Here is a 20804-nt window from a genome sequence, read left to right as displayed (position 1 = left end):
CGTACGGGAATGTGCCAAGTTCCGTACGGAAGGACCCTCGGGTGGCCGTCACTCTGCGCACGCCCCAGCTGCCGGATGCACCCGCGCCTTCTGCGCGTCCGCCGATCCTCCGGTGGACGGTCACCGCACTTGCCGCGCTGCTCGTCCTCGGGGCGTTGCTGTTGCCGAACGCCCTTGGGGCGCTGAAGCCGAATCGGTTCACCCGTATCCCCGCCGAGGCGATCCTCGGGGCGGCGGTGGCGTTGTGGCTGCCGCGGCGGCCTCGGGTGGTCCTGGCGGTGGTGGCCGGGGTGGGGCTCGGGGTGCTGACCGTGCTGAACGTGCTCGACATGGGGTTCCGGGAGTATCTGGGGCGGGGCTTCAACCTGGTGCTCGACTGGGAGTTGCTGGACGACGCGCAGTCGTATGTGGCGGACTCGATGGGCGGGACGTTCGCGGTGCTGGCCGCCGTCGGGGCGGTCGTGCTGGTGCTGGTGCTGGTGGGGGTCATGGCGCTGGCGATGGTGCGGCTGAGCAACGTCCTGGTGGCGAGCAGACCGGTCGCCGCGCGGGGCACGCTCATCGCGGCGCTGGCGTGGATCACCTGTTACGCGCTCGGGCTGCAGATCGCCGGTACCCCCATCGCCTCCGACCGGGCCGCCGACGCGCTGAAGATCCAGGCGCGGCGGGTGGCGGACACGGTTCGGGACGAGGCGGCGTTCGCGAAGGAGGCGAAGGCGGACACGTTCGGGGCGACGCCAGGTGCGCAGTTGGTGCCGGATCTGCGGGGCAAGGACGTGATCTTCACGTTCATCGAGAGTTACGGCCGTAGCGCGATCGAGGATCCGATCATGGCGCCGGGGGTGGACTCGACGCTGGCGGCGCGGACGAAGGCGTTGGACAAGGCGGGGTTCCATGCCAAGAGCGGGTGGCTGACGTCGGCGACGTACGGGGGCAGCAGCTGGCTGGGGCACTCGACGTTTCTGTCGGGCCTGTGGATCGACAACCAGCAGCGGTATCGCACGGTGACCTCCGGGGAGCATCTGACCCTCACCAAGGCGTTCCAGAAGACCGGTGACTGGGACACGGTCGGGGTGATGCCGGGGATCCAGAAGGGCTGGCCGGAGGCGAAGTACTACGGTCTGGACAAGGTCTACAACGCCTTCCAACTCGGTTACCAGGGGCCGAAGTTCAGCTGGTCGACGATGCCCGACCAGTATGCGCTGGAGGCCTTCCAGCGCCTCGTCCACGGCAAGAAGCGGGACAAGCCGCTGATGTCGGAGGTCATTCTGACGTCGAGCCACCAGCCGTGGGCGCCGATCCCGAAGCTGGTGGACTGGGACCGGCTCGGCGACGGCTCGGTCTTCGACGCGATCCAGAAGGCCGGCAAGAACCCCGGTGACATCGTCACGGACTCGACCAAGTCCCGTGAGGAGTACGGCAAGTCGATCCAGTACTCGGTGACGGCCCTCACCCAGTGGCTGGAGCGCTACGGCACCGACGACACCGTCCTCGTCTTCCTCGGCGACCACCAGCCCATCGCCCGTGTCAGCGGCGACCACGCCAGCCGGGACGTCCCGGTCTCGATCGTGGCCAAGGACCCGAAGATCCTGGACAGGATCGCGAGCTGGAACTGGACCGACGGTCTGCGCCCCTCCCACAACGCCCCGGTCTGGAAAATGAGCTCCTTCCGCGACCGTTTCCTGACGGCCTACGGCTCGACCCCGCACCCGTCGAAGGACTGAGGTTTCTCGCCCCCGCTGCCCCTACCCGTCCCATCCCTGGGGGCTACCGCCCCCAGACCCCCACTACGGCCCTGAACGGGCCTCGTCCTCAAACGCCGGACGGGCTGAAAAATGCGGACCGCCGCCGAGAAGCGAAGCCCCCGGCGGGGGGCTCGGGGCGGCAAGCCCTCGTGACGCGCGCCCCGGCGGGTGGGTGGAGGGGGCGGGTCGGCGAGCCCTCGCGGCGCGCCTCCGGCGGGTGGGTGAAGGTTCGAGACGGCGAGCCCTCGCGGCGCGCCTCCGGCGGGTGGATGGAGTTCGGGACGGCGTCAGCCTCGTTTCTGGGGTGCCGGAGGGGCTGGGCTTTATTCAGCCCCTCCGGCGTTTGAGGAGCGGGGGTCCAGGGGGCAGCGCCCCCTGGCGGCGGGGTCGAAGGGGCGGCAGCCCCTGGGGATGGGAACGGGTAGGGGCGGCGGGGGCGGAAACCCTCAGTCGTCCGACGGCGTCCCCGGCTTCGTGTAGAGGATGTCGCGGGCCTGTTCCGCCGCTCGGGCGATGCTCTCGGAGACGAAGTCGAGGAAGCGGGCGATGTTTTCGAGGCGGACCGCGGCCGGGGTGTCGGGGCCGAGGACGGTGACGCCCTGGCGGGCGATCTCGACGATCTGGGCGGTGGAGCGGGCGCTGGCCATCATGGACTGGTACCAGATGTCGTCGTCGACGACATAGCGCTCGCGGCGGCGCCCGTCACGTTCCCGGCGCACCATGCCCTGGCTCTCCAGGAAGGTGATCGCCTTGGAGACGGAGGCAGGGCTGACGTTCAGGCGCTGGACGAGATCCGTGGCGGTCAGACTGCCGGTGTCGGTGAGGGTGATGCAGGCCATCACGCGGGACATCATCGTGGGCATGCCGGAGCCCATCATGACGGTGGTGAACGTCTCCTCGTACTCGCGCACCGCCTCGGCATCACGCCCATGGGCCTGCTCGGGCGCCCACGCGTCCCGCGGCGTGGTCGGCCTGCGCCGATGCGCGCGGCGCTCGGTGGCGCGATGGGCCGCCTCGGCGCGGTAGGCGCTCGGACCGCCGTTGCGCATGACTTCGCGCGTGACGGTCGAGGTCGGGCGCTCCAGACGGCGGGCGATCTCCGCGTAGGCGAGTCCGTCGGCCAGCCCCAGCGCGATCTGCTGACGCTCCTGCTGGGTGAGCCTGCCTCCCGGCATCGGGCCTCCTTCGTGCGCCGCGGAAACCTGAAGCATAGGCGGCGGGCGGTGCGTCGGGCGCGGCAGCCAATGCAACGATTCCCCGCCGTCCACCTGCCGTTACAGCAACCGGACGCAACAGGCTCGCCGCTCCGCGCCCGACTCAGCCGCCCGACGTGTCCAGTTCCGCGTCCTCGCCGATGCCCGCGCAGTCGTACGGGTCCTTGAGCCAACCGTCCGGCAGGACAACCCTGTTGTTCCCCGACGTACGTCCACGCGGCCCGTCGGCGCCCGCCGGCCAGGGCTGGTCGAGGTCCAACTCGTCGAGACCGGACCGCAGTTCCTCCAGGGAGGAGGTGATAGCGAGGCGCTTGCGCATCTCCGAGCCGACCGCGAAGCCCTTGAGGTACCAGGCGACGTGCTTGCGGAAGTCGATGACACCGCGGGCCTCGTCGCCGATCCACTCGCCGAGGAGCGTGGCGTGACGGACCATCACATCGGCGACCTCACGCAGGGCGGGACGCGCGATGTCCTCGGTACGGCCTTCGAAGACGGCCACGAGGTCGGAGAACAGCCACGGCCGCCCCAGGCACCCGCGTCCGACCACCACTCCGTCGCAGCCGGTCTCGCGCACCATCCGCACCGCGTCCTCGGCCGACCAGATGTCACCGTTGCCGAGGACGGGGATCTCCGGCACATGCTCCTTGAGCCGGGCGATGGCGTCCCAGTCCGCGGTGCCGCCGTAGTGCTGGGCGGCGGTGCGGCCGTGCAGCGCGATGGCCGTCACGCCCTCCTCCACCGCGATACGGCCGGCGTCGAGGTAGGTGATGTGGTCGTCGTCGATGCCCTTGCGCATCTTCATCGTGACGGGGAGGTCGCCGGCCCCGCTCACCGCCTCGCGCAGGATCGCGCGCAGCAGATTCCGCTTGTACGGCAGTGCCGAGCCGCCGCCCTTGCGCGTCACCTTGGGGACCGGGCAGCCGAAGTTCAGGTCGATGTGGTCGGCGAGGCCCTCGTCCGCGATCATGCGGACGGCCTTGCCGACGGTCGCCGGATCGACGCCGTACAGCTGGATCGAGCGCGGCTTCTCGGTCGCGTCGAAGTGGATCAGCTGCATGGTCTTCTCGTTGCGCTCGACCAGCGCCCGGGTGGTGATCATCTCGCTCACGAACAGCCCCTTGCCACCACTGAACTCCCTGCACAGGGTGCGGAAGGGCGCGTTGGTGATCCCGGCCATGGGGGCCAGGACGACGGGCGGCTGCACGGTGTGCGGCCCGATCTGCAGGGTCGTGTTCGAGGTGGTCGTGATCGTGGGCATTCCCCCATTGTGGCGTACGGCGGCCCGTGCCCGGCCGACTGATCTTGTATCGACCATTAGTTAGACGCACTATCGATGTCGGCGTACGATGGAGCGCATGCCCGAGCCCAGCTTCCGCCGACGTCTGCTGGTCCTCGCGATCTGCTGTATGAGCCTGCTGATCGTGAGCCTCGACAACACCGTGCTGAACGTCGCCCTGCCGTCCATGCAGCACGATCTCGACACCACCACGTCGGGCCTGCAGTGGACCATCGACGCGTACACGCTGGTGCTCGCCTCGCTCCTGATGCTGGCCGGCTCCACGGCCGACCGGATCGGCCGCAAGCGGGTCTTCGTCGCGGGCCTGGTCGTCTTCACGATCGGCTCGGTGCTGTGCTCGATGGCCCCGAACCTGGAGGCGCTGGTCGCCTTCCGCATGGTGCAGGCGGTGGGCGGCTCGATGCTCAACCCGGTCGCCATGTCGATCATCACCAACACCTTCACCGACCCCCGTGAGCGGGCCAGCGCGATCGGGGCGTGGGGCGCGGTCGTCGGTATCTCCATGGCGGCGGGACCGCTGGTGGGCGGACTGCTCGTGGACACCGTCGGCTGGCGCTCGATCTTCTGGATCAACGTCCCGGTCGGTCTCGCCGCCCTCCTGCTCACCCTCCGCTTCGTCCCCGAGTCCCGCGCCCCCAAGGCCCGCCGCCCCGACCCGGTCGGCCAGCTCCTGGTGATCGCGCTGTTCGGCTCGATGACGTACGCGATCATCGAGGCGCCGAACACCGGGTTCGGCTCGGTCCTGCCGTACGCCGTGCTGGCGCTTGCCGCGCTGATCGGGCTGCTGGTGTACGAGCCCCGGCGTGCCGAGCCGCTGATCGATCTGCGGTTCTTCCGGTCGGCGCCGTTCAGCGGGGCCACGGTGATCGCGATCAGCGCGTTCGCCGCGCTGGGCGGGTTCCTGTTCCTGTCGACGCTGTACCTGCAGAACGTCCGCGGTCTCGACGCGATGCACGCCGGCCTGTGGATGCTGCCGATCGCGGCCCCCGCGTTCCTCTGCGCCCCGCTGTCCGGACGGCTGGTCGGCCGGCACGGACCGCGGCTGCCGCTGCTGGTCGCCGGCGTCTCCATCACCGCGAGCGGGGTGCTGTTCGCCGCGTTCGACGCGGAGACGTCCCATGGCACCCTGCTGCTCGGGTACGTGCTGTTCGGCGTCGGGTTCGGCTTCGTGAACGCGCCGATCACGAACACGGCGGTGTCGGGGATGCCCCGGTCGCAGGCCGGGGTCGCCGCGGCGGTGGCGTCCACGAGCCGGCAGCTGGGGCAGACACTGGGGGTCGCCGTGGTGGGGGCCGTGCTGGTGGCGGGCGTCGGGTCGTCCTCGTACGCCGACACGTTCGTCTCCGCCTCGGTACCGGCCTGGTGGATCATCGCCGGGTGCGGGCTCGCCGTGCTGGTGCTGGGTGCGGTGACGAGCGGGGCCTGGGCCCGTGGGACCGCTCAGCGGACCGCCGAGCGATTGGAGTCGGTCGAGGTGCGCGAAGCGGAGAGGGTGGGCGCGTAGTCCGGCGGGTGCGGGTGCGTCGTGGCTGGTCGCGCCCGCGCGGCGGAGCCGCATAGCGATACAGCCCCGCGTCCCTGAGCAGGTCCGGCTGTACGTGGCGCCTGGCGCTGGACCTCGCCGTCGCGCCGAAAGCCGGTACCAGCCTCGCGTGCGACCGGAACCGACCGTTGACGCGGTGGATCAGGCCGACCTGGCGACCGCGATCGCGTGCAGTTCCTCCAGCCGCCTCCGCGACTCCTCGTCCGCCGGCGTGTACGTGACCATGCGCGGACCCAGGTCCGGCCCGAGCCACAGGTCGGTGTGGATGACGGAGACCCGGCCGACGTAGGGGTTGCGGAACTCCTTCTGCTTGCTGCGGTGCGAGACCACCTCGTGCCGGTCCCAGGCCTCGCAGAACTCCGGGGACTCCGCGCGCAGCCGCTTCAGCAGCATCTTCCAGGCGGGCTCGGCGAGATGGTTGGCCATGGCGGCGCGCAGCCGGGCGGCCATGAGGCGGCGGGTCTCCTCCAGGTGCACGATCGACCCGGCCCACTCCTCGTTCGTGTAGCAGAGGACCATGCAGTTGCGGTCCTCTGCCGGCACCGCGTCCAGGTCGCACAGGAGCAGGCCGTAGGTGCGGTTGTGGGCGAGGATGTCGTAGCGGCTGTTCTGCACACAGGCCGGGAGCGGCTCCATCTGCTCGATCAGCTGGCGCAGCGCGGGGGTGATCGACGGGCAGCTGGTGGCCGGCATCGGGTCCGCCGCCCCGGCGAGCTGGAAGAGGTGGGCGCGTTCGCTCGGGTCGAGCAGCAGGCTGCGGGCGAGGGCGTCCAGGACCTGCACGGAGACCTGGATGTCACGGGCCTGCTCCAGCCAGGTGTACCAGGTCACGCCGACCGCGGAGAGGTGGGCGACCTCCTCGCGGCGCAGACCGGGGGTGCGGCGCCGGCGGCCGCGGGGCAGGCCGACCTGCTCGGGCGTGATGTGCTCGCGGCGGTGGCGCAGGAAGGCGGCGAGTTCGTGCCGCCGGATGTCCGCGGGAGCCGCCGTCGTCGTCTCCTGGACCGTCATCGTCATGCCTCCAGCGTGCCGCCCCGCGGACCCTGTTTCCAGGTACTCCTTGTACCAGGATAAAGACACTCTGGTACCCGTCTGACGGGAAGCGGAGGCTTGTCTCCGTGAGTACCGAAATCACCATCCCAGGCCAGGTCCGCACCGCGAGCGCGCCACCCGTGCTCGGCGGCCTCGGACTCTTCACCGTGCTGCTCGGCGCGGCACTCCCCCTCATCGACTTCTTCATCGTGAACGTCGCCCTGCCCACCATCGGCCACGACCTCGCGGCGAGCGAGTCGGTCCTCGAACTCGTCGTCTCCGGCTACGGGTTGGCGTACGCCGTCCTCCTCGTCCTCGGCGGGCGGCTCGGCGATCTCTTCGGCCGCCGCCGGCTCTTCCTCGGCGGCATGGCGGCCTTCGGCCTGACCTCACTGGCCTGCGGGCTCGCCCCCACCGCGTGGACCCTGGTCGCGGCCCGGGTCGCGCAGGGCGCGGCGTCCGCGGCGATGCTGCCGCAGGTGCTGGCGACGATCCAGGCGGCGACGTCGGGACAGCGGCGCGCGAAGGCGATGGGCCTGTACGGCGCGACGGCCGGTCTGTCGATGGTGGCGGGCCAGATCCTCGGCGGTGTCCTGGTAGCGGCCACGCCTCTGTCTTTTCTTTTTGGCGCGGGCACGGGCTGGCGCTCGGTGTTCCTGGTGAACGTCCCGGTCGTCCTCGTGGGCCTGTTCCTGGCCGCCCGTGCCGTCCCGGAGACCCGCTCCCCGAACCCGGAGCCGGTGGACGGCCCGGGCACGGTCCTGCTCGCCGCGTCCCTGCTCGCGCTGCTGGCCCCGCTGACCGAGGGCCGCTCCGCGGGGTGGCCGCTGTGGACGTGGCTGTCGCTGGCGGCGTTCCCGTTCGTGGCGGCGGCGTTCTACGCGGTGGAGCGCGGGGCGGACCGGCGGGGACGGACGCCGCTGGTGCCGCCGAGCCTGTTCCGACTGGTGTCCCTGCGGCGCGGGTTGGTGATGATCGTGCCGTTCTCCATCGGCTTCAGCGGCTTCATGTTCGTGATCGCGGTGGCGCTCCAGCAGGGTGCGGGGCTCGGCCCGGTGCGGGCGGGGCTCGCGCTGGCTCCGATGGCGGTGGTGTTCTTCTTCGTCTCCCTCGCGGGTCCGCGGCTGGTGACGAGGTACGGGACGCGCGTGGTGACCGCGGGTGCCGGGATCCAGGCGGTGGGCGTGGGCCTGATGGCGCTGGTGGCGTGGCGCTCCTGGCCGGACCTGGGCCTGGTGGAGTTGCTGCCCGGAGCGGCGATCGCGGGCGCGGGCCAGGCCCTTCAACTCCCGGTGATCTTCCGGATCGTGCTCTCCGAGGTGCCGACCGCGAGGGCGGGCGTGGGCAGCGGGGTCATGGTCACCACCCAACAGTCCGCCCTGGCCCTGGGGGTGGCGACGCTCGGCACCCTGTTCCTGTCCCTGACCCCGGGGTTGGGCATGCGGGACGCGCTGGTGACGACGCTCCTGGTGCAGCTGGTGGGCGTGGCCCTGACCGGGCTGCTGAGCCTGCGGCTGCCGAGGACGGTCGGGTGAGGCGGTTCAAGGATCGACGAACTTGCCGTGAAGAAACCGCTGTTGATGTTGGTCTTGCTGCACACTCCTAGCCGGAGGCGAGGCCATGTTGCAGATCAACACGAGCAAAGTGAGCCGTTGGGACCAACACGGACGCGAGCATGTCGTCCAGGTGCAGCGCAAAGGCGCGCAACGCACGATCAGATGCGACACCTGCGGCTGGCGCAAGAACGCGCAGTTCCTGCCGTGGCTGAAGGCGGAGGAACACCTCGCGCAGGAACACCAGGCGACGGTGGACCCGGGCGGAGGCTGACCGCCACGATCTGGCGGACCCCGCGCCTTCCGCGCCGCGTACGGGGTCTCGCCCACGGAACACCGGCTCCAGACGCTGCACGAGGGCGAGCAGACGCCGTACGGGACCCCTGACGCCTAGTGCCGCGGCAGGCAACGTTTGCCCCGTCGCGACGCCCGGCACGCACTCTCGCCGCACCGGCCGAAAGCCCAAGTACATCCAGTACGAGGGCTTCCGGCCGGCACGCCGAGAGCACGCACCGGACGCCGCTCCTTGACGGGCAAACGTTGCCTGCCGCGGCACTAGGCCCGCAGTCCCCGTACGAGCATGTCCACCACCGCCGCGAAGTCGTCCCACACCTCCGGCCGCTCCCATTCCCGGGCGTAACCGGGGTCGTGGAAGCGGCCGGTGGCGTGGAAGAGGGCGCGGGCGGTGGTGGCCGGGTCGGGGGTGGTGAAGGTGCCCGCCGCGACGCCGGCCCGCACGATCTCGGTCAGCTGGTCGGTCAGCTCGGTGAGGTGGGCGCCGACCACCTCACCGGCGTCCGCGGCCAGCACCGAGTAGGTGGCGAAGAGTTCGGGGTCGTCGCCCGCCTTGCGGCGCTTCGCCTCCAGGAGCGCCGCGAGCCAGTCGCGCAGCCGGGTCTGCGGGTCACGGTCGGTGGCCGCGACGATGCCGGCCAGTTCCTCCGTCGTCCGGTCCAGCCAGCGCTTGGTCACGGCCTCCCGCAGCGCCGCCTTCGTACGGAAGTGCCGGTAGACACTGCCGTGGCTGACGCCGAGCGCGCGGGCCACGTCGACCACGGTCGCCTTCGCCGGGCCGTGGCGGCGCAGCACGTCCTCGGTGGCCTCGAGGATGCGCTCGGCGGTCAGGGTCTCGCTGGTCGGAGGCATGCGTAGACGGTACCCGGCACCGCGATCAGCGCTCGCTGTCGAGCATGGCCATCTGTGCGGGGGCGTACCGCTCGCCGGCCGCCGCGTCCGCCGGTACGGCGGCCTCGATGGCGGCGAGGTCGGCCGCGTCCAGGGTCACGTCCAGGGCGCCGAGGGCCTCGTCGAGCCGCTCGCGGGTGCGGGCGCCGATCAGCGGCACGATGTCCTCGCCGCGGGAGACCACCCAGGCGATGGCGATCTGCGCGACGGAGACGTCCTTCTGCTCGGCGATCTTGCGCAGGGCCTCGACGAGCGTGAGGTTGTGCTGGAGGTTGTCGCCCTGGAAGCGGGGCGAGTGGGCGCGGAAGTCGTTCGCCGCGAACCCCTGTCCGGCCGCGACATGGCCGGAGAGCAGCCCGCGCGAGAGCACGCCGTACGCGGTGACGCCGATGCCCAGTTCGCGCAGGGTGGGCAGGATCTCCCGCTCGGGGCCGCGGGAGATGAGCGCGTACTCGATCTGGAGGTCGGCGATCGGGGCGGTGGCGGCGGCCCGGCGGATGGTGTCGGCGCCGACCTCGCTGAGCCCGATGTGGCGGACGTATCCCTTCTCGACCAGTTCGGCTATCGCGCCGACGGTCTCCTCGATCGGCACGTCCGGGTCGAGCCGGGCGGGGCGGTAGACGTCGATGTGGTCGACGCCGAGGCGCTGGAGGGAGTACGCGGCGAAGTTCTTGACGGCGGCCGGGCGGCCGTCGAAGCCGTTCCAGGAGTCGTCCGGGCCGCGCAGGGCACCGAACTTCACGCTGGTCAGCGCGTTCTCGCGGAGCGCGGCCGGGGCGGTGCGCAGGGCCTCGGCGATCAGCAGTTCGTTGTGGCCCATGCCGTAGAAGTCGCCGGTGTCGAGCAGGGTCACGCCGGCTTCCAGGGCGGCGTGGACGGTGGCGATGGACTCGGCACGGTCCGACTCGCCGTACGCGCCGGACATGCCCATGCAGCCGAGGCCGAGGGCGGAGACCTGGGGGCCGGTGGTTCCGAGGGTGCGGGGGGTCTGTGTCGTCATGCCCTCCACCCTGACATGACAGCTGACAGATTTCAATATCTGTCAGCTGTCATTTGTCACCCGTCTGTCGTGGCCAGCTTGGCCCCGAGCAGGACGAACGACCCCGCGAAACTCCGTCGCAGCCACGCCATCACCCTCGGCCGCCCGATCACATGACGACGGACCGACGCCGCCAGCACCCCGTACGCGGCGAACACCACAAAGGTGGACAGCATGAACACCCCGCTCAGCACCAGCATCCGAAGCAACGCACCCGACTCCCCCGACGGCACGAACTGCGGCAGGAACGCGAAGAAGAAGATCGTCAGTTTCGGATTGAGGACGTTGATCAGAACGGCCCGGACCACGACCCGCCCCGCGGAGACGGGAGCCGCGTCCCGCTCCACGGCGATCGCCTCGCGGTCCCGCAGCGTCGCCCACGCCATCCACAGCAGATACGCGACACCGGCGTACTTCAGCACCTGGAACGCCGTCGCGCTCGCGTGCAGCAGCGCCGCCACCCCGGTGATCGCCGCCACCATGTGCGGCACGATCCCCAGGGTGCAGCCGAACGCCGCGACGACACTCGCCCGCCGCCCCCGCGACAGCCCCGCCGCGAGCGTGTAGACGACACCGGTACCAGGAGTGGCGACCACGACGAGGGTGGTCAGCAGAAACGCGAGACTCATGCGGACCACCCTGCCGCGGCCGGCGGTCGCCCCGCAGGGCCAATCGCGCGCCTCCATGACGGACCAATCGGAGACGCCAACCGGCCTGGACACAAAGGGACTTACCCGGAACTCGGCACTCCGGGATTTACCGGCCGGATGACTGACAGCAACGGAACACTCGCCGGCAAAGTCGTGATGATCACCGGCGCGTCCAGCGGGATCGGCGAGGCCGCCGCCCGGCTGTTCGCGGCGGAGGGAGCGGCCGTGGTCCTGATGGCCCGGCGCGAGAAGGCCTTGGACCAGCTCGCCGAGGAGATCGCCGCGGCGGGCGGGCGGCGGTCAGCGCGGGCGACGTCGCGGACGCCGAGGACGTCCGGCGCGGTGGCCACCGCGACGGAGCGGTTCGGGGCGCTTGACGGTTCGACAACGCCGGATACGCCGGCGACAAGATCGCTCCCCTGCACGAACTCGACGAGGCCCACTTCGACCGTGTCATGGACGTCAACGTGCGCGGCACCTGGAACTGTCCGCGCGCCCAGATCCCGGTGATGCCGGCGGCCGGCGGGAGTGCCGGCGGTACGCCGAGCGCGGTATCCGGATCAACACCCTCCTGGTGGGCACGACCCGTACCGAGATGATCGCCCAGGCCGTCGAGGCGTCCGGAGCTCGCGGAGCACTTCGTCGCCCGGCAGATGCAGAAGCGGATGGCCGAACCCGCCGAGAGCGCCGAGGCGGCGCTGTGGCTGCTCAGCGACCGCGCCTCCTTCGCCACCGGCGCCGCCCTCGCGGTGGACGGCGGCCACACCGCCAACTGACCTGGGCCCTGATACGCCGAAGCCCCCGCGTCCGTCGAGGACGCGGGGGCTTCGGATGCCCGCCGCCGAGCGCGGTCGGGCGAGACCGCGAACGGTGTCAGCAGCCGATCAGGCGGCTCGCCAGGTAGCCCTCGATCTGGTCCAGCGACACGCGCTCCTGCTTCATCGAGTCCCGCTCGCGGACGGTGACCGCGTTGTCCTCGAGCGTGTCGAAGTCGACCGTGACGCAGAACGGCGTACCGATCTCGTCCTGGCGACGGTAGCGGCGGCCGATGGCGCCGGCGTCGTCGAACTCGATGTTCCAGTTCTGGCGCAGCGCCTGGGCCAGGCCCTTGGCCTTCGGGGACAGCTCCGGGTTGCGGGACAGCGGCAGCACCGCGACCTTCACCGGGGCCAGGCGGTGGTCCAGGCGCAGCACGGTGCGCTTCTCCAGCTTGCCCTTGGCGTTGGGCGCCTCGTCCTCGACGTAGGCGTCGAGGAGGAACGCCAGCATCGCGCGGCCGACACCGGCCGCGGGCTCGATGACGTACGGCGTCCAGCGCTCCTGGGCCTCCTGGTCGTAGAAGAAGAGGTCCTGGCCGGAGGCCTTGGAGTGCGCGTTGAGGTCGTAGTCGGTGCGGTTGGCCACACCCTCGAGCTCGCCCCACTCGTTGCCGCCGAACTGGAAGCGGTACTCGATGTCAGCGGTGCGCTTGGAGTAGTGGGAGAGCTTCTCCTTCGGGTGCTCGAACCACCGCATGTTCTCCTCGCGCATGCCGAGACCGGTGTACCAGTTCCAGCGCTGCTCCATCCAGTACTCCTGCCACTTCTCGTCCTCGCCCGGCTTGACGAAGAACTCCATCTCCATCTGCTCGAACTCGCGGGTGCGGAAGATGAAGTTGCCGGGCGTGATCTCGTTGCGGAAGGACTTGCCCATCTGCGCGATGCCGAACGGGGGCTTCTTGCGCGAAGTGGTCTGCACCTGGGAGAAGTTGGTGAAGATGCCCTGTGCGGTCTCGGGGCGCAGGTACGCGATCGAGCCGGTGTCCTGGGTCGGGCCGAGGTGCGTGGAGAGCAGACCCGAGAACTGCTTGGGCTCGGTGAACTGGCCCTTGTTGCCGCAGTGCGGGCAGTTGATGTCCGCGAGGCCGTTCTCCGGCAGGCGGCCCTTCTTGGCCTCGTACTCCTCCTCCAGGTGGTCCGCGCGGAACCGCTTGTGGCAGGAGGTGCACTCGGTCAACGGGTCGGAGAACGTGGCGACGTGACCGGAGGCCACCCAGACCTCGGGGGCCAGGATCACGGACGAGTCGATACCGACGACGTCCTCGCGCGAGGTCACCATGTAGCGCCACCACTGGCGCTTCAGGTTCTCCTTGAGCTCGACACCCAGCGGTCCGTAGTCCCAGGCGGCCTTCTGGCCGCCGTAGATCTCACTGCACGGGAATACGAAGCCACGGCGCTTGCTCAGGCTGACGATGGTGTCGATCTTGTCGGCGGCCACGGTGCTCTCTTCATTACGACGACGGGCGACGAAGCATGTCTGCGATCGAGCAGTGCTTCAGAGCGAATGCTTCAGGTTACCGGCGGCGCCTGCCCCTCAATCAAATCGGTTCGGTCTACGGGCCCTCACAGGCCTCCTACCACGCTTTGTTGACAACCGTTTCCATATTTGTTGAAAATGACTGTCATGAACGTACGACGACACCGCATACCCCGGGCATCCCGGATGACCGGGCTCGCGATCGCGGCGGCCACCGCTCTCGGCCTCGGGACCCTGTCCGCCTGCTCGACCGACAGCGCCGCGGCCAGCAACACGGACAAGTTCGACGTCGTCGCGTCGTTCTACCCGATGCAGTACCTCGCCGAGCAGATCGGCGGGGACCACGTGAACGTCACCACGCTCACCGAGCCCGGCCAGGAACCGCACGACCTGGAGCTCAGCACCAAGCAGACCGCCGAACTCGGCGAGGCGGACGCCGTGCTCTACCTCAAGAGCCTCCAGCCGGCCGTCGACGAGGCCGTCTCCCAGTCCGGGGTCAAGTCGAAGATCGACGCGGCGACGCTGACGAAGCTCGAGGACCACGGCGACGTCGAGCACGAGCACGGAGCCGAGGAAGAGCACGCCGAGGAAGAGGAGGAGCACGCCCTCGACCCGCACATCTGGCTCGACCCGGTGAAGTACCGCGAGGTCGCCGACGGCGTCGCCAAGGCCTTCGAGAAGGCCGACCCCGACCACGCGGCCGACTACAGGAAGAACGCCGCCGCGCTGACGAAGAAGCTCGACACCCTCGACACCGCCTACGAGGACGGGCTGAAGAACACCGCGACCAAGGTCTTCTTCACCAACCACGCCGCCTTCGGCTACCTCGCCGAGCGCTACGGCCTCACCCAGGAGGCCATCTCCGGCCTGGACCCGGAGAGCGAGCCCAGCCCGGCCCGGATCAAGGAGCTCCAGACCGAGGCCAGGGCCGACGGTGTGACCACTGTGTTCTACGAGACACTGGTGTCCGACAAGACCGCGAAGACCCTCGCCTCGGACGCGGGACTGAAGACGGATGTCCTCGACCCGCTCGAGGGAATCACCGACAAGTCCAAGGGCGACGACTACTTCCAGGTCATGGAGTCCAACCTCTCGGCGCTCAAGACAGCACTAGGCGCCAAGTGATCGTTACGGAGGCCCTCGTGAGCGAACCCGTCATCGAGCCCGTCATATCGATGCGTGGTGTCCGCGCCGACCTGGGCTCACGCCCCGTCCTCCGCGGCATCGACCTCACCGTGCACCGCGGTGAGGTCGTCGCGCTGCTCGGCGCCAACGGCTCGGGCAAGTCGACGGCCGTGCGCAGCGTCATCGGCCAGGTTCCCGTCGCGGCCGGCGAGATCGAACTGTTCGGCACCCCGCGCCGCCGGTTCCGCGACTGGGCGCGTGTGGGCTACGTCCCGCAGCGCACCACGGCCGCGGGCGGCGTGCCCGCCACCGTGACCGAGATCGTCGCCTCCGGCCGCCTGTCCCGGGCCCGCTTCGGCGTGCTGCGCAAGGCGGACCACGCGGCCGTCCGCCACGCCCTGGAGCTGGTCGGCGTGGCGGACCGCGCCAAGGACTCCGTGAACGCCCTCTCCGGCGGCCAGCACCAGCGCGTGCTCATCGCCCGCGCGCTGGCCTCCGACCCCGAACTGCTGATCATGGACGAGCCGATGGCGGGCGTCGACCTCGCCAGCCAGGAGGTGTTGGCGCGGACCCTGCGCGAGCAGGTGGCGCAGGGCGCGACCGTCCTCCTCGTCCTCCATGAACTGGGCCCCCTGGAGCCGCTGATCGACCGCGCGGTCGTCCTGCGCGACGGCTGCGTGATGCACGACGGCCCGCCCCCGAAGGCCCTCGGCCAGCACGCGCTGCCCGGCCACGACCACGTACACCCGCACGCGGCCCACGACGCCGAACCGATCCGGACGGGGCTGCTGAGCTGATGGAATTCCTGAACTACGCCTTCATGCAACGGGCTCTGCTCGCCGCCGTCCTCGTCGGCATCACGGCCCCCGCGATCGGCATCTACCTGGTCCAGCGCCGCCAGGCCCTCATGGGAGACGGCATCGGCCACGTCGCGATGACCGGCGTCGGCCTCGGCTTCCTGCTCTCCTGGTCACCGGTGTGGACGGCGACCGTCGTGTCGGTCCTCGGCGCGGTCCTCATGGAGCTGATCCGCTGGTTCGGCCGCACCCGCGGCGACATCGCCCTCGCGATGCTCTTCTACGGCGGTATGGCCGGCGGCGTGATGTTCATCAACCTCGCGCCGACGGGCTCCAACGCGAACCTGACTTCTTATCTGTTCGGATCGCTCTCGACGGTCTCCCAGGACGACGTGACCGCGATCTGTGTGCTCGCCGCCTTCGTGGTGTTGGTCACCCTGGGCCTGCGCCGGCAGCTCTTCGCGGTCAGCCAGGACGAGGAGTTCGCGCGCGTCACGGGACTGCCGGTGCGCGCCCTGAACCTGCTGACCGCCATCACGGCGGCCGTGACGGTGACGGTGGCCATGCGCGTGGTCGGCCTGCTCCTGGTGTCGGCGCTGATGGTGGTGCCCGTGGCGGCGGCGCAGCAGCTCACCCGCAGCTTCGCGGCGACCTTCGCGATCGCCGTGGCCATCGGCGTCAGCGTGACCATCGGCGGCACGGTGACCTCGTACTACCAGGACGTCCCGCCCGGCGCGACGATCGTGCTGCTGACCATCGGCGCGTTCATCGTGCTGACCGTCCTGGCGACCCCACTGGCCCGGCGCCGAGCCCGTCAGGCGGCCGCGGCACAGCCCGGCGGCGACCCGGCGGAGTGCACGATTCCGGCCAGCCGGGAGGGGACCGGGAAGGTCGGCGTCTGACTCCGCGCAGACCGGGCTGGCACAATGGCCCGGCAAGTGCAGACGTGAGGAGGCAACCGGTGACGACCGCTGGACCGCCCGTAAAGGGCCGCGCGACCCGACAGCGGGCCGCCGTGGCGGCGGCGCTCGACGAGGTCGACGAGTTCCGCAGCGCGCAGGAACTCCACGACATGCTCAAGCACAAGGGCGACTCGGTCGGCCTGACCACGGTCTACCGCACGCTCCAGAACCTCGCCGACGCGGGCGAGGTCGACGTTCTGCGCACCTCCGACGGGGAGTCCGTCTACCGCCGCTGCTCGACCGGCGACCACCACCATCACCTGGTGTGCCGGGTGTGCGGCAAGGCCGTCGAGGTCGAGGGCCCGGCGGTGGAGAAGTGGGCCGAGGCGATCGCCGCGGAGCACGGCTACGTCAATGTGGCGCACACGGTCGAGATCTTCGGCACGTGCGCGGACTGCGCGGGGCGCGCCGGGGGGTGACCCGAGCGGATGCGGGCGCGGGCCGTTTCCACGAGCGGGAGACCGTGGGTGGTCTCCCGCAGCGTCGACGGCCCGGGTGAACGCGTGGCGGCTATGAGGTGGACTGCTGGTCGGGAGTCCTTCCCTGCATGGCCAGGAGTTCCTCGTTCGGGATCGCGCCGCCGAAGCGGCGGTCCCGGGAGGCGAACTCCACACACGCCCGCCACAGGTCGCGGCGGTCGAAGTCCGGCCACAGGACGTCCTGGAAGACCATCTCGGCGTACGCGCTCTGCCACAGCAGGTAGTTGGAGGTGCGCTGCTCGCCGCTGGGGCGCAGGAACAGGTCCACGTCCGGCATGTCCGGGTAGTAGAGGTACTTCGCGAAGGTCTTCTCGTCGACCTTCGACGGGTCGAGCCGCCCGGCCCGGACGTCCTCCGCCAGCGCCTGCGCCGCGTCGGCGATCTCGGCACGGCCGCCGTAGTTCATGCAGAAGTACAAGGTGAGCTTGTCGTTGTCCTTGGTCTGCTCCTGGGCGATCTGGAGCTCCTTGGCGACCGACTTCCACAGCTTGGGCATCCGGCCCACCCAGCGCACCCGGATACCGAGCTCGTCGAGGGTGTCACGGGTCTTGCGGATGAAGTCACGGTTGAAGTTCATCAGGAAGCGCACCTCGTCGGGCGAGCGCTTCCAGTTCTCCGTGGAGAAGGCGTACAGCGAGATGGCGCCGACGCCGATCTCGACCCCGCCCTGAAGCACGTCGAGAACGCGCTCGGCACCGACCTTGTGGCCCTCGGTGCGCGGCAGCCCGCGCTCCTTGGCCCATCGGCCGTTCCCGTCCATGACGATCGCCACATGCTTGGGGACGAGCTCGCCGGGCAGCTTCGGCGCACGGGCGCCGGACGGGTGCGGCTCCGGCGACTTGTACTCGCGCCGCTGGCGCCCCAACAGCCGGCCTACCACCATGTGCTTCTCGATTCCTCTTCGGCTTACTTCTCTACGTAACGCAGCGAGCGGAGCCCGCGTTCCAGATGCCAGTGCAGGTAGGCGGAGACCAGCCCGCTGCCCTCCCGGACGTGCCGCGGCTCGCTCGCGTCCGCGGTCTCCCAGTCTCCCGTAAGCAGCGCGCCGAGGAGTTCCAGGGTCTGCGGCGAGGGTACGACGCTCCCCGCCACCCGGCAGTCCCCGCAGACGGAACCGCCCGAACCGACCGAGAAGAACCGGTTCGGCCCGGGCAGACCGCACTTGGCGCAGTCGCTGAAGCTCGGGGCGTACCCGTTGACGGCGAGGGAGCGCAGCAGGAAGGCGTCGAGCACCAGGTTCGGGGCGTGCTCGCCCCGGGAGAGCGTCCGCAGGGCGCCGACGAGCAGCAGGTACTGCTGTACGGCCGGCTCGCCCTCGTGGTCGGTGAACCGCTCGGCCGTCTCCAGCATGGCCGTCCCGGCGGTGTACCGGGAGTAGTCGCTGACGATGCCGCCGCCGTACGGCGCGATGGTCTCGCTCTGGGTGCACAGCGGCAGCCCGCGCCCGACCAGCTCGCTGCCGCGCGCGAAGAACTGCACGTCGACGTGGGAGAAGGGTTCGAGCCGCGCCCCGAACTTGGACTTGGTGCGCCGGACACCGCGGGCCACCGCCCGTACCCGTCCGTGACCGCGGGTGAGCAGGGTGATGATGCGGTCGGCCTCGCCGAGTTTCTGGGTGCGCAGCACGACGCCGTCGTCACGGAAGAGGCTCATCGGGCGGCTCCCCGGGCGGTGTGTTCCCTGGGGGCGCGCAGCGTGATCCGGTCCGCCTCACCCGGCCTCTGGGTGCGCAGCACGATGCCGTCGTCGCGGAACAGGCTCATGGGTCCATTCTCCCGTACGCGCGGGGGTCAGCGGGCACGGTCGGGGTGGCTGATGGTGTCCCAGGGGGCCAGGTTCCAGGGGCTGTCCCTGTTGGCGGGGTCGAGGAGGGCGCGGAGGTGGGCGTCGGCGGTCGTCTGCGGGGCGGGGGCGTCGGGGGTGCCGTCCAGCCCGTCCTTCCACACCTTGCGGCCCAGCAGATAGTCATCGGCGTACTCCTGCCAGGAGGCGTACGCCGACACCACCGCCGGCACGATGTTCTTCAGGGCGGTCCAGGCCTCGCCCTCGGTGATCATCCCGGCGGCGAAACCGCGCCGGGAGATGTCGACGTACAGGGCGGCGTCCCAGGCGAGCGGTGAGACGCCGAGGAGGCGCTGGGCCCGGGCGCGGTAACCGGAGCGGGCCAGCTCGTCGAGCCGGTCGGCCAGCCCGTCCCGCGAGGTGATCTCCCACTGCTCGGCCAGCCAGCGCCGGGCACCGTCGTCGTCGGCCCGCGTGAACGGGTACAGGGTGGTCCGCGAAGCGCCCCGGTCCCGGCTCACCGGCGCGCTCAGCGACACCATCCAGAGCTGGTGCGTGGTGAGCGGCGGCACGGGAGGACGGTCGGTGGCCTTCCGCCTCGCTCTCGTCCATCTGCGTATGCTCCACAGGCCCATGCGCCCGCACCCTACGACACCGGCGTCAAGGGACCTCATCCCGGCTGCGGGCGTCGGCATACGCGTTCGCCGCGCTGAGCCGCTCGGCGGGGGTGGCCCGGCGTACGGTGACCGGGGCCGCGTCCCACTCCTTTCCGCCGCCGTACGGTCTGAGTTGTACGTACGGTCCTTCGTGCCCCATGACGATGCCGACCTTTCCGCTCCGGGTGTCCACGACGTGGCTTCCGACGGGGGGTTTCATTTCCGCTCCTCTTTCTCCACCGTCACCTGGATCCCCCGCCTTTTCGACTTTCACGCTTTTCACCTACGGCACCCCGCTGTGCTCCTACACTCGGCAGGAGTCTGTGCACGCCAAGGGCGGGGTGGCCCAGGGGCGTCGATCCGTGGCCCAGGGTTCACATGACCTGCATGACCTGCGGGCTTCGTATACGGCCCGCCTTTACATGGGGCAGTTCGAGCAGGAAAGCCGCGACGGGAAAGCGGTAGGGGAATTGTGCGGCGGATATCGCGCCCTACGCCACGCCGATTGGTTCGACTTCATTCGAGCGCATTCGAGTTCACGGGAACTGCGGAGGGTGACCCAGCGCCGCGATCAGGGTGTCGATCCGTAGCCGCAGGTCGCGGGGGTGCGCGCCGGTGACACGGACGGACACGGTGTCGGGCTCGCCGTCGTCGTCCTCGGGGTAGGGCCGGGAGTACGCGAGATGCACCTGCGCGGCGTGGAGACCGCCGTGGAGCGGATAGTCGTACCAGGCGGCGGCGTCCTCGGCGTCCGTCTCCTCGATCCCGAGGGCGATGGTGTCCCAGTCGGTGTCGTCGAAGTCGTAGTGGACATAGCCGGAGAGCAGCTCCAGGAAGGTACGGAGGTTCTCGCTGCGCAGGGACCCGTCGAGGTCGTACGGAACGGCCGGACCGCCCGCCGGCCCCCCGAGCCCTCCGCTCACGGCATGCCAGTCGCCGGTGGTCACGTGCAGCCCGGCCCAGAGGTCCAGCTGCCGGGCGGCGCTCCTGGGGTTGTAGGCGGCCTGGGGCAGCTGGGGGATGCGTTTGCGTCCGGCGGGGTCCAGTCGGTACGGAACCTGGAACGCGGTGTTCCAACGCTCGACTTCGGGCGCGTACCGCTCCTCGGCGGCCCCGGCGTCCACTCCGAGATACCGCCCGATGTCCTCCCAGGACGCGCCGCGCTCCCTCTCGTACACAACAGCCCGCGCCAGCACCCCCTCCGCGATCTCCACCGCCCGCACCCCCTCACTGACCCGCCCCCCGAGCCCGGTGTCCACGTCGTGCTGCGTCCCCACGAGCGCCTGAGCGGCAGCCGCGAGGTCCACCGCTCGAGCGCAGAGGGCCAGACGGGCGAGGGCTCGGGGCGAGTAGGCGGCTCGGTCTTCGTCGTAGGGGGTGGGGGTGGTGGAGGGGGTGGGGAGCGAGGAGGGGTGCCGGGTCATGGGGGCAGGGTTCCATGGGGGTGCTG

Annotated in this window: 22 protein-coding genes and 2 pseudogenes; 11 read left to right on the top strand and 13 right to left on the bottom strand. The window is 70.4% G+C overall.

Annotated features, from left to right (window positions below; translation table 11 throughout):
• Positions 1-68: 68 nt before the first annotated feature.
• Positions 69-1724, top strand: coding sequence for a CDP-alcohol phosphatidyltransferase (locus tag QF037_RS31220; RefSeq protein WP_307037469.1), 1656 nt, complete (start codon positions 69-71; stop codon positions 1722-1724).
• A gap of 467 nt (positions 1725-2191) precedes the next feature.
• Here the strand turns inward: QF037_RS31220 and QF037_RS31215 are convergent, their stop codons facing one another.
• Both QF037_RS31215 and dusB read right to left on the bottom strand, forming a co-directional pair.
• Positions 2192-2920 carry a helix-turn-helix domain-containing protein gene (locus QF037_RS31215; RefSeq protein ID WP_307030894.1) on the bottom strand — a complete coding sequence of 243 codons (729 nt, stop codon included), beginning with the start codon at positions 2918-2920 and terminating at the stop codon, positions 2192-2194.
• 142 nt (positions 2921-3062) lie between these two features.
• Positions 3063-4217: a tRNA dihydrouridine synthase DusB gene (gene dusB / locus QF037_RS31210; RefSeq protein WP_307030893.1), complete on the bottom strand. Its 1155-nt coding sequence runs from the start codon at positions 4215-4217 to the stop codon at positions 3063-3065.
• A 97-nt stretch (positions 4218-4314) separates the two neighbouring features.
• Here dusB and QF037_RS31205 point away from each other — a divergent pair, with 97 nt between their 5' ends.
• Entirely contained in the window at positions 4315-5760 is a 1446-nt protein-coding gene (locus QF037_RS31205; RefSeq protein ID WP_307030891.1) for an MFS transporter, read from the top strand.
• 180 nt (positions 5761-5940) lie between these two features.
• Here QF037_RS31205 and QF037_RS31200 read toward each other — a convergent pair whose 3' ends face one another.
• Entirely contained in the window at positions 5941-6816 is an 876-nt protein-coding gene (locus QF037_RS31200) for a helix-turn-helix transcriptional regulator (protein ID WP_373463841.1), read from the bottom strand.
• 101 nt (positions 6817-6917) lie between these two features.
• On the opposite strand from QF037_RS31200, the gene QF037_RS31195 reads away from it, so the two are divergent.
• Positions 6918-8366, top strand: a complete 1449-nt coding sequence (locus tag QF037_RS31195; protein WP_307030889.1) for an MFS transporter — start codon at positions 6918-6920, stop codon at positions 8364-8366.
• Between the two features lie 85 nt (positions 8367-8451).
• Positions 8452-8658, top strand: coding sequence for a hypothetical protein (locus tag QF037_RS31190; protein WP_307030887.1), 207 nt, complete (start codon positions 8452-8454; stop codon positions 8656-8658).
• Positions 8659-8939: 281 nt separating this feature from the next.
• On the opposite strand, the gene QF037_RS31185 is transcribed toward QF037_RS31190, so the two are convergent.
• From QF037_RS31185 to QF037_RS31175, 3 genes are read right to left on the bottom strand one after another with little or no spacing between them, the layout of a single operon-like run.
• The gene (locus QF037_RS31185) at positions 8940-9530 is read right to left on the bottom strand and encodes a TetR family transcriptional regulator (protein WP_307030886.1); all 591 of its coding nucleotides are present in this window, start codon (positions 9528-9530) and stop codon (positions 8940-8942) included.
• A gap of 25 nt (positions 9531-9555) precedes the next feature.
• Positions 9556-10569 carry an aldo/keto reductase gene (locus tag QF037_RS31180; RefSeq protein ID WP_307030882.1) on the bottom strand — a complete coding sequence of 338 codons (1014 nt, stop codon included), beginning with the start codon at positions 10567-10569 and terminating at the stop codon, positions 9556-9558.
• Positions 10570-10625: 56 nt separating this feature from the next.
• Positions 10626-11237 carry a LysE family translocator gene (locus QF037_RS31175; RefSeq protein ID WP_307030880.1) on the bottom strand — a complete coding sequence of 204 codons (612 nt, stop codon included), beginning with the start codon at positions 11235-11237 and terminating at the stop codon, positions 10626-10628.
• A 138-nt stretch (positions 11238-11375) separates the two neighbouring features.
• Here QF037_RS31175 and QF037_RS31170 point away from each other — a divergent pair.
• From QF037_RS31170 to QF037_RS31160, 3 genes and pseudogenes are all read left to right on the top strand, one after another.
• Positions 11376-11579, top strand: a pseudogene (locus tag QF037_RS31170) (SDR family NAD(P)-dependent oxidoreductase); the annotation flags it as partial.
• Between the two features lie 89 nt (positions 11580-11668).
• Positions 11669-11857 carry a hypothetical protein gene (locus QF037_RS31165; protein ID WP_307037465.1) on the top strand — a complete coding sequence of 63 codons (189 nt, stop codon included), beginning with the start codon at positions 11669-11671 and terminating at the stop codon, positions 11855-11857.
• Between the two features lie 66 nt (positions 11858-11923).
• Positions 11924-12034: an SDR family oxidoreductase gene (locus QF037_RS31160; RefSeq protein WP_307030877.1), complete on the top strand. Its 111-nt coding sequence runs from the start codon at positions 11924-11926 to the stop codon at positions 12032-12034.
• Between the two features lie 97 nt (positions 12035-12131).
• On the opposite strand, the gene QF037_RS31155 is transcribed toward QF037_RS31160, so the two are convergent.
• Entirely contained in the window at positions 12132-13514 is a 1383-nt protein-coding gene (locus QF037_RS31155; RefSeq protein ID WP_307030876.1) for a glycine--tRNA ligase, read from the bottom strand.
• Between the two features lie 186 nt (positions 13515-13700).
• On the opposite strand from QF037_RS31155, the gene QF037_RS31150 reads away from it, so the two are divergent.
• The 4 genes from QF037_RS31150 to QF037_RS31135 are packed head-to-tail and all read left to right on the top strand — an operon-like array spanning position 13701 to position 16856.
• Positions 13701-14678, top strand: coding sequence for a zinc ABC transporter substrate-binding protein (locus tag QF037_RS31150; protein ID WP_307030874.1), 978 nt, complete (start codon positions 13701-13703; stop codon positions 14676-14678).
• Positions 14679-14728: 50 nt separating this feature from the next.
• Complete coding sequence (locus QF037_RS31145) at positions 14729-15475, top strand: metal ABC transporter ATP-binding protein (RefSeq protein ID WP_307037463.1); 747 nt, start codon at positions 14729-14731, stop codon at positions 15473-15475.
• Positions 15475-16377, top strand: coding sequence for a metal ABC transporter permease (locus QF037_RS31140; protein ID WP_307030872.1), 903 nt, complete (start codon positions 15475-15477; stop codon positions 16375-16377). The genes QF037_RS31145 and QF037_RS31140 overlap by 1 nt, the downstream gene beginning before the upstream one ends.
• A 59-nt stretch (positions 16378-16436) precedes the next feature.
• A complete protein-coding gene (locus tag QF037_RS31135; RefSeq protein ID WP_046262667.1) occupies positions 16437-16856 on the top strand; it encodes a Fur family transcriptional regulator in 420 nt (139 codons plus the stop codon).
• A gap of 91 nt (positions 16857-16947) precedes the next feature.
• Here QF037_RS31135 and QF037_RS31130 read toward each other — a convergent pair whose 3' ends face one another.
• The 6 genes and pseudogenes from QF037_RS31130 to QF037_RS31110 all read right to left on the bottom strand — a co-directional run bounded on the left by QF037_RS31130 (position 16948) and on the right by QF037_RS31110 (position 20778).
• Entirely contained in the window at positions 16948-17799 is an 852-nt protein-coding gene (locus QF037_RS31130; RefSeq protein ID WP_307030870.1) for an isoprenyl transferase, read from the bottom strand.
• A 23-nt stretch (positions 17800-17822) separates the two neighbouring features.
• A complete protein-coding gene (gene recO / locus QF037_RS31125) occupies positions 17823-18569 on the bottom strand; it encodes a DNA repair protein RecO (protein WP_307030868.1) in 747 nt (248 codons plus the stop codon).
• A pseudogene (locus QF037_RS51500) lies at positions 18569-18679 on the bottom strand (DNA repair protein RecO); the annotation flags it as partial. The gene recO and the pseudogene QF037_RS51500, both read right to left, overlap by 1 nt.
• 27 nt (positions 18680-18706) lie before the next feature.
• Entirely contained in the window at positions 18707-19333 is a 627-nt protein-coding gene (locus QF037_RS31120; protein ID WP_307030866.1) for a DUF1266 domain-containing protein, read from the bottom strand.
• Positions 19334-19358: 25 nt separating this feature from the next.
• Positions 19359-19574, bottom strand: a complete 216-nt coding sequence (locus QF037_RS31115) for a hypothetical protein (RefSeq protein ID WP_307030865.1) — start codon at positions 19572-19574, stop codon at positions 19359-19361.
• 316 nt (positions 19575-19890) lie between these two features.
• A complete protein-coding gene (locus QF037_RS31110; RefSeq protein WP_307030863.1) occupies positions 19891-20778 on the bottom strand; it encodes a hypothetical protein in 888 nt (295 codons plus the stop codon).
• Positions 20779-20804: the final 26 nt, after the last annotated feature.

Origin of the sequence: Streptomyces canus, assembly GCF_030815415.1 — a bacterium.
In the GTDB taxonomy this organism is placed as follows: Bacteria; Actinomycetota; Actinomycetes; order Streptomycetales; family Streptomycetaceae; genus Streptomyces; species Streptomyces canus_F.
The sequence above is the reverse complement of the archived record's forward strand: the minus strand, read 5'-3'. Positions and strand labels throughout refer to the sequence as shown.

What these genes read in the sequence shown, in the direction of transcription:
- QF037_RS31120 (WP_307030866.1), bottom strand. Translation starts at nt 19,333, where the DNA reads ATGGGCCTGTGGAGCATACGCAGATGGACGAGAGCGAGGCGGAAGGCC.
- QF037_RS31150 (WP_307030874.1), top strand. Translation starts at nt 13,701, where the DNA reads ATGAACGTACGACGACACCGCATACCCCGGGCATCCCGGATGACCGGG.
- QF037_RS31185 (WP_307030886.1), bottom strand. Translation starts at nt 9,530, where the DNA reads ATGCCTCCGACCAGCGAGACCCTGACCGCCGAGCGCATCCTCGAGGCC.
- QF037_RS31160 (WP_307030877.1), top strand. Translation starts at nt 11,924, where the DNA reads ATGGCCGAACCCGCCGAGAGCGCCGAGGCGGCGCTGTGGCTGCTCAGC.
- QF037_RS31115 (WP_307030865.1), bottom strand. Translation starts at nt 19,574, where the DNA reads ATGAAACCCCCCGTCGGAAGCCACGTCGTGGACACCCGGAGCGGAAAG.
- QF037_RS31180 (WP_307030882.1), bottom strand. Translation starts at nt 10,569, where the DNA reads ATGACGACACAGACCCCCCGCACCCTCGGAACCACCGGCCCCCAGGTC.
- dusB (WP_307030893.1), bottom strand. Translation starts at nt 4,217, where the DNA reads ATGCCCACGATCACGACCACCTCGAACACGACCCTGCAGATCGGGCCG.
- QF037_RS31205 (WP_307030891.1), top strand. Translation starts at nt 4,315, where the DNA reads ATGCCCGAGCCCAGCTTCCGCCGACGTCTGCTGGTCCTCGCGATCTGC.
- QF037_RS31215 (WP_307030894.1), bottom strand. Translation starts at nt 2,920, where the DNA reads ATGCCGGGAGGCAGGCTCACCCAGCAGGAGCGTCAGCAGATCGCGCTG.
- QF037_RS31190 (WP_307030887.1), top strand. Translation starts at nt 8,452, where the DNA reads ATGTTGCAGATCAACACGAGCAAAGTGAGCCGTTGGGACCAACACGGA.
- QF037_RS31200 (WP_373463841.1), bottom strand. Translation starts at nt 6,816, where the DNA reads ATGACGATGACGGTCCAGGAGACGACGACGGCGGCTCCCGCGGACATC.
- QF037_RS31140 (WP_307030872.1), top strand. Translation starts at nt 15,475, where the DNA reads ATGGAATTCCTGAACTACGCCTTCATGCAACGGGCTCTGCTCGCCGCC.
- QF037_RS31145 (WP_307037463.1), top strand. Translation starts at nt 14,729, where the DNA reads ATGCGTGGTGTCCGCGCCGACCTGGGCTCACGCCCCGTCCTCCGCGGC.
- recO (WP_307030868.1), bottom strand. Translation starts at nt 18,569, where the DNA reads ATGAGCCTCTTCCGTGACGACGGCGTCGTGCTGCGCACCCAGAAACTC.
- QF037_RS31175 (WP_307030880.1), bottom strand. Translation starts at nt 11,237, where the DNA reads ATGAGTCTCGCGTTTCTGCTGACCACCCTCGTCGTGGTCGCCACTCCT.
- QF037_RS31110 (WP_307030863.1), bottom strand. Translation starts at nt 20,778, where the DNA reads ATGACCCGGCACCCCTCCTCGCTCCCCACCCCCTCCACCACCCCCACC.
- QF037_RS31130 (WP_307030870.1), bottom strand. Translation starts at nt 17,799, where the DNA reads ATGGTGGTAGGCCGGCTGTTGGGGCGCCAGCGGCGCGAGTACAAGTCG.